Origin of the sequence: Sulfurihydrogenibium sp. (genome assembly GCF_027448985.1) — a bacterium.
GTDB lineage: Bacteria > Aquificota > Aquificia > Aquificales > Hydrogenothermaceae > Sulfurihydrogenibium.
Map to the genome: position 1 here is coordinate 1 of NZ_DAIDMN010000087.1, position 4929 is coordinate 4929.

The window sequence follows — 4929 nt, forward strand, 5'->3', positions numbered from 1 at the left end:
TAGGTTTTTTATCTTTTATTTCTTTTACTATCACTTCTAATTCTTCTCCTACTTTTAAAACGTCCTCCACTTTTTTACTTTTATCCCATGAAAGTTCACTTTTTGGCATAAATCCGTAAACCACATCCTCTATCGATAAAACTGCACCGTTTGGCTGAATTTTTACAACTTTTGCTTTTATCCTCTGACCTTCTTTCATCAGGGAAAGTATTTTTTCTTTTTCTGTGTCTTTTTCTTCTAATATAGCTTGTTTTCTTGATACTACTATATTTGGATATTTACCTCTTTCCTCAAATTTTACTATGTACGCATCAAAGGTGAATCCTTCCGGAAGAGTTTCATCTTTTTTTGTTGCAGACTCTGATAAAGGCATAAACCCTTTGAATCCTTCTACGGATACAATGTAACCTTTTTCTTGTTTAGATAAAATAGATGCTTTTACTTTTTCTTTGTTTTCAAAGGCATTTTTCAATTTTTTGATTTTTTCTGGTAGGACTAATTCTTTCCTTGATAGGATAAAGTAGCCGTCTTTATCTCTTTTTCCTGTGAATACCGCCTCTATCTCTTCTCCTTCTTTTACATTCTCTGCTTCACTTTTTCTTAAAACGGCTTCTATCTTTTGACCGATGTCCACGTAAACTTTGTCGTCGGTTATTTTAACTACTTTACCTTTGATTTTTTGGTTTTTAGTGTAAAATCCGGATTCTACTTTTTCTTCCATTAGTTTCTCAAATTCGTTCATCGTTTCACTCCTTTAATTTCCTTAATTTTTTCTACAACTTCGTTTATTATCCAATCCGGAGTTGATGCTCCGGCTGATACTCCTATATTTTCTTTTCCTTCAAACCACTCTTTTTGAAGTTCTTCTGCTGTTTCTATATGGTAAGTGTTTGGATTTAAGGTTTTTGATATCTGATAAAGTCTTTGAGTGTTGCCACTGTGTTTTCCACCTATTATAACCATAACGTCAACGGTAGGAGCCAACTTTTTTACTTCTTCTTGTCTTACGGAAGTTGCATCACATATAGTGTTAAACACTTTAAGCTCTTCCGTGTTTTCCGCTAAGTACCCTACAGCTTCTCTAAAAAAGTCTTCGCTTTGTGTTGTTTGGGCTACAACACCAATTTTGTTTCTTTTTGGAACCTTTTTAACTAAATCTTCAAAATTTTCTACCACTACACCTTGACCGTTTACTTCTTTTAAATGTCCTAAGGTACCAATCACTTCCGGATGTCCTTCTTCTCCTATAATAACAACAAAGTATCCTTCTTCTACAAGCTGTTTTACTTTATCATGAACTTTTTTAACAAAAGGACAGGTTGCATCAAGAACGTTTATATTCATACTTTTTAACATTCTTTCCGTTTCAGGTGGGACTCCATGGGACCTTATTATAACCGTTTCTCCTGGTTTTAGGTGGGAGTAATCCTTTAACTCTTTTATTCCCAAATCTTCTAAATAAGAAACAACTTGTTTATTGTGGATGATAGGACCGTTTGTGTATGCATGACCAAGCTGCTGTCCGGCTTTTTTAGCCATATCTACAGCTATTCTCACACCAAAGCAAAATCCGGCTGTTTGTGCTACTTTTATGTTAACCATGATGTGCTCCTTTTAATTTTTTGATTTCATCCATAACCTTTTCTGCAATATGTTCATAGGATGTTAAACCTTCAAAACGTATAGGCTTTCCTATTTTAACATCAATATTATACTTGAATAATTTAGGTAATTTTGAGTTAACTGGTAGGACTTTGTCTGTTCCTTCAATTAAAATAGGAATAACTGGTACTTTTGCTTTTTCTATTAAATATCCTACACCTGGCTGTGGTTTTCTAAACTCTCCGGGTCTTGCTCTTGTTCCTTCCGGAAAAATTCCTATTACATAACCTTCTTTTAGTAGTTGTATAGATTTTTTAATGGTGGCAGTATCTCTACTATCTCTTTTTACGGGAATTGCTCCGGCTTTTTTTATAAACCATCCTAAAACTGGCACTTCAAACAGTTCCTTTTTTGCTAAAAAAATAACTGGTCTTGGTGATATTGTGTTTATTACAGGTGGGTCTAAATGGCTTCTATGGTTTGAAGCCAGTATACATCCACCTTCCAGTGGTATATTTTCTACACCTTCTACGTTTATCCTAAGTATTTTTTTTATAATTGGCTTGGTTTTAAAAAAAAGTCTATATCCTATTTCTGAGTAGGGGAGGTTTTTATTCATTTTGAAGCTCTCCTTTGCCGGAGAGTTTTATTAAAGTAATCCTCTTTTTCTTAAAGCATCTTCATAGATTCTGTTATAAAGGATTTTCCACTCCGGTGTTCCTTCTATAATCTTTTTAGAGTAGGACCTTATTCTCTGTCTTACCTCTTTGTCAATCTCTCTCTCTTCCTTAAGAAGTTTTTTGAGTATATCTAAAACAACTCTTCTTATTTTATTTGGATGTTCAAATATTTCAACTGAATCTTCCGTTTCAAGGTACTTTTTTATTCTGTGGGATATCTGGTTTAACCTTTCTTCAGGGTCTAAATGGATGCCTTTTTCTTCTGCAAGTTTTTCTTTTACTTTTTTTACAGCTTCTCTGTATCTTATCTCTTCATCTACAAGGTTTATATGTTGCTCTACTAACCTTTCCGCTTGTTCTTCTATCTGTTTTTCTTCTTCAACGGCGTTTAAAAGTATGTCTTTTATATCCTTTTTAAACTTTTCTGTGTCATCTGCTTCTACTAAATGTTTATCTAAAAGTTCTTGAGCTATGTTGTTGGCGACTATCTCCACCAGCTTTGCTGGTAGTTTCATAAACTTCCTCCGAGTTAAAATAGTTTTAAATTATACCATCAGATGCTTAAATCTGTCAAAACTAAATATTTTAAGGTAAGGACTTTCTTCTTCTTTATGAATTAAATCCGCCATTATTTTGGCAGTAATTGGGGTAAGAAGTATTCCGTTTCTGTAATGACCTGTTGCATAGTAAAGGTTTTTTATATCGGATTTTCCTAAGATTGGAAATCCATCTGGTGTTGCAGGTCTAAATCCGTACCATGTCTCTACTATTTCATAATCTTTTGTATTTGGTAGTGTGTCCAACAGACCTTTTATTAGTATCGCAAGTCCTGCTACTGTAACTCCTTCTTTAAAAAACACGTTTTCCTCTGTAGCTCCAACAACTACAAGGTTTGTATCTTTTCTTGGTATTATGTACGCTCTTTTACTGTAGAGTATGTTTTTTAACTCTTCTTTCTTTTTTGTTTTGAATGAAAACATCTGTCCTTTTTTAGGAAAAACTTTTAAAGGTTCAAGTTCTCCTGACCATGCTCCAGCTGCTAGTATACAAAAATCTGCTTCTATCTCTCCTTTGTCTGTTGTAACGGATTTAAATACACCATTTTTTTCGTTTATGAATCTAACAGTTTCAAACTGTCGTACTTCGATTTTTGTTTTTTTTATGTACATTACCAATGCTGTTATTAGTCTTCTGTTATCTACTTGTTTATCATCTGGAAAGTAAGCTCCACCTAAAACGCTTTTTCCCAACATATACCCTTTATCTTCTATATCTTTTCTATCAAGCCAAATGGCGTTGTGCCCTAATTTGTTGTAGTACTTTATTCTTTTTTGTATCAGGGATTTTTCCTCTTCACTGAATACCGGATATATTATCCCACACTCCCAAAAGCCTACGTTATCTCCCGTCTCTTTCTGTATTTCTTCAACAAAAGATTTGTACATATCTCTACTTTCTAAACAAAAATCAAGAAAATCTCCGACCAAACCTTCAGCTAACGGAGCAAGCATACCTCCTGCTGCCCATGATGCTCCTCTACCAAGCATTCTTTTCTCTACAACGGTTATGTCGTAACCAAGTTTGTAAAGCTGTCTTGCTATTGATAAACCTATAATTCCTCCACCAATTATTACACCTTTCATCACTACTCCTAAAATTCCAGTTTCATTCCGTCGGTTGCTGCTACAACTTCCAATCCGGTTCTTTTTTTCATATCTTCTGCAACTTTTACAGGTACAGCCCTTAACATCTGTAAACTAAAATGGGTTAAAACTGTCTTCTTTGGTTTAACTTTCTGAATTATCCTTTCTAAATCTTCGGCAGATAAATGGTAGTAGTTTAGATTTGGTTTTAAGAATGTTGTGTTGAAAACCATCAAATCCGGATTTTCCGGATAAGCGTAAAGCATATCTTCGTAAAACCTTCCACAAGGAACGTAAATGAAGACTTTGTCTTTATAACTGAATTCTAAACTGTAAGTTTCTGCTCCTTGATGTATGTGAGGTATCAATGGTTTTATGGTAATTTCTTCTAAAATGTACGTATTTCCCATGGTTGTTATTTCAACTCTTTTAAAACCTTTTTTTGTGTACTTTAAAACTACTGGGTCTTCTCCTTCTAACGCATCGTAAGGTGCAAGAAGTAGTTCTAATTTGTGTTTGTTTGCATCTGTAGCTGACTCTACAACTGATGCAACATCTGCAACATGGTCTAAATGTCTGTGGGATAGTACAACTGCGTCTAAATCTCTTGGTTCTAAGCCTCTTTCAAAGATTCTTACTAAACTTCCCGGACCTGGGTCTATTATTATGTTTTTCCCGCCAAAATGAAGCCACATACCACCTGAATGTCTAAGCTGTCTAAATACTACCGTCCTTCCGCCAGCTGTTCCTAAAAAAATTATGTAATCTAAAATATCAGTCTACCTCCTTCAACAGGTATAGCTGCTCCGGTTGTAAAATCTGTTTCTATTAGGTACTTAACAGCTTTAAAAACCTCTTCTTCCGTTCCCCATCTCTTTAGAAGGGTTTTTTTCAAAGGTATCTCTTTATCTTCAAGGTCTGGTGGAGGAATGTTGTGTTGAAAACCATCAAATCCGGATTTTCCGGATAAGCGTAAAGCATATCTTCGTAAAACCTTCCACAAG

General features: G+C 34.6%; 6 protein-coding genes and 1 pseudogene. All 7 read right to left on the minus strand.

Annotated features, from left to right (window positions below; all coding sequences use genetic code 11):
• Positions 1–742: S1 RNA-binding domain-containing protein (locus NE054_RS06950; RefSeq protein WP_297890093.1), on the minus strand; the 742-nt coding region annotated here is incomplete at its 3' end.
• Entirely contained in the window at positions 739–1602 is an 864-nt protein-coding gene (gene ispH / locus NE054_RS06955; protein WP_297890094.1) for a 4-hydroxy-3-methylbut-2-enyl diphosphate reductase, read from the minus strand. The genes NE054_RS06950 and ispH, both read right to left, overlap by 4 nt.
• A complete protein-coding gene (locus NE054_RS06960; RefSeq protein WP_297890095.1) occupies positions 1595–2221 on the minus strand; it encodes a lysophospholipid acyltransferase family protein in 627 nt (208 codons plus the stop codon). The genes ispH and NE054_RS06960 overlap by 8 nt, the downstream gene beginning before the upstream one ends.
• Positions 2222–2251: 30 nt before the next feature.
• Positions 2252–2797, minus strand: coding sequence for a DUF507 family protein (locus NE054_RS06965; RefSeq protein ID WP_297890096.1), 546 nt, complete (start codon positions 2795–2797; stop codon positions 2252–2254).
• 30 nt (positions 2798–2827) lie between these two features.
• A complete protein-coding gene (gene thiO / locus NE054_RS06970) occupies positions 2828–3925 on the minus strand; it encodes a glycine oxidase ThiO (protein ID WP_297890097.1) in 1098 nt (365 codons plus the stop codon).
• A gap of 8 nt (positions 3926–3933) precedes the next feature.
• Complete coding sequence (locus tag NE054_RS06975; RefSeq protein WP_297890098.1) at positions 3934–4620, minus strand: MBL fold metallo-hydrolase; 687 nt, start codon at positions 4618–4620, stop codon at positions 3934–3936.
• Between the two features lie 71 nt (positions 4621–4691).
• Positions 4692–4929, minus strand: a pseudogene (locus NE054_RS06980) (hypothetical protein); the annotation flags it as partial.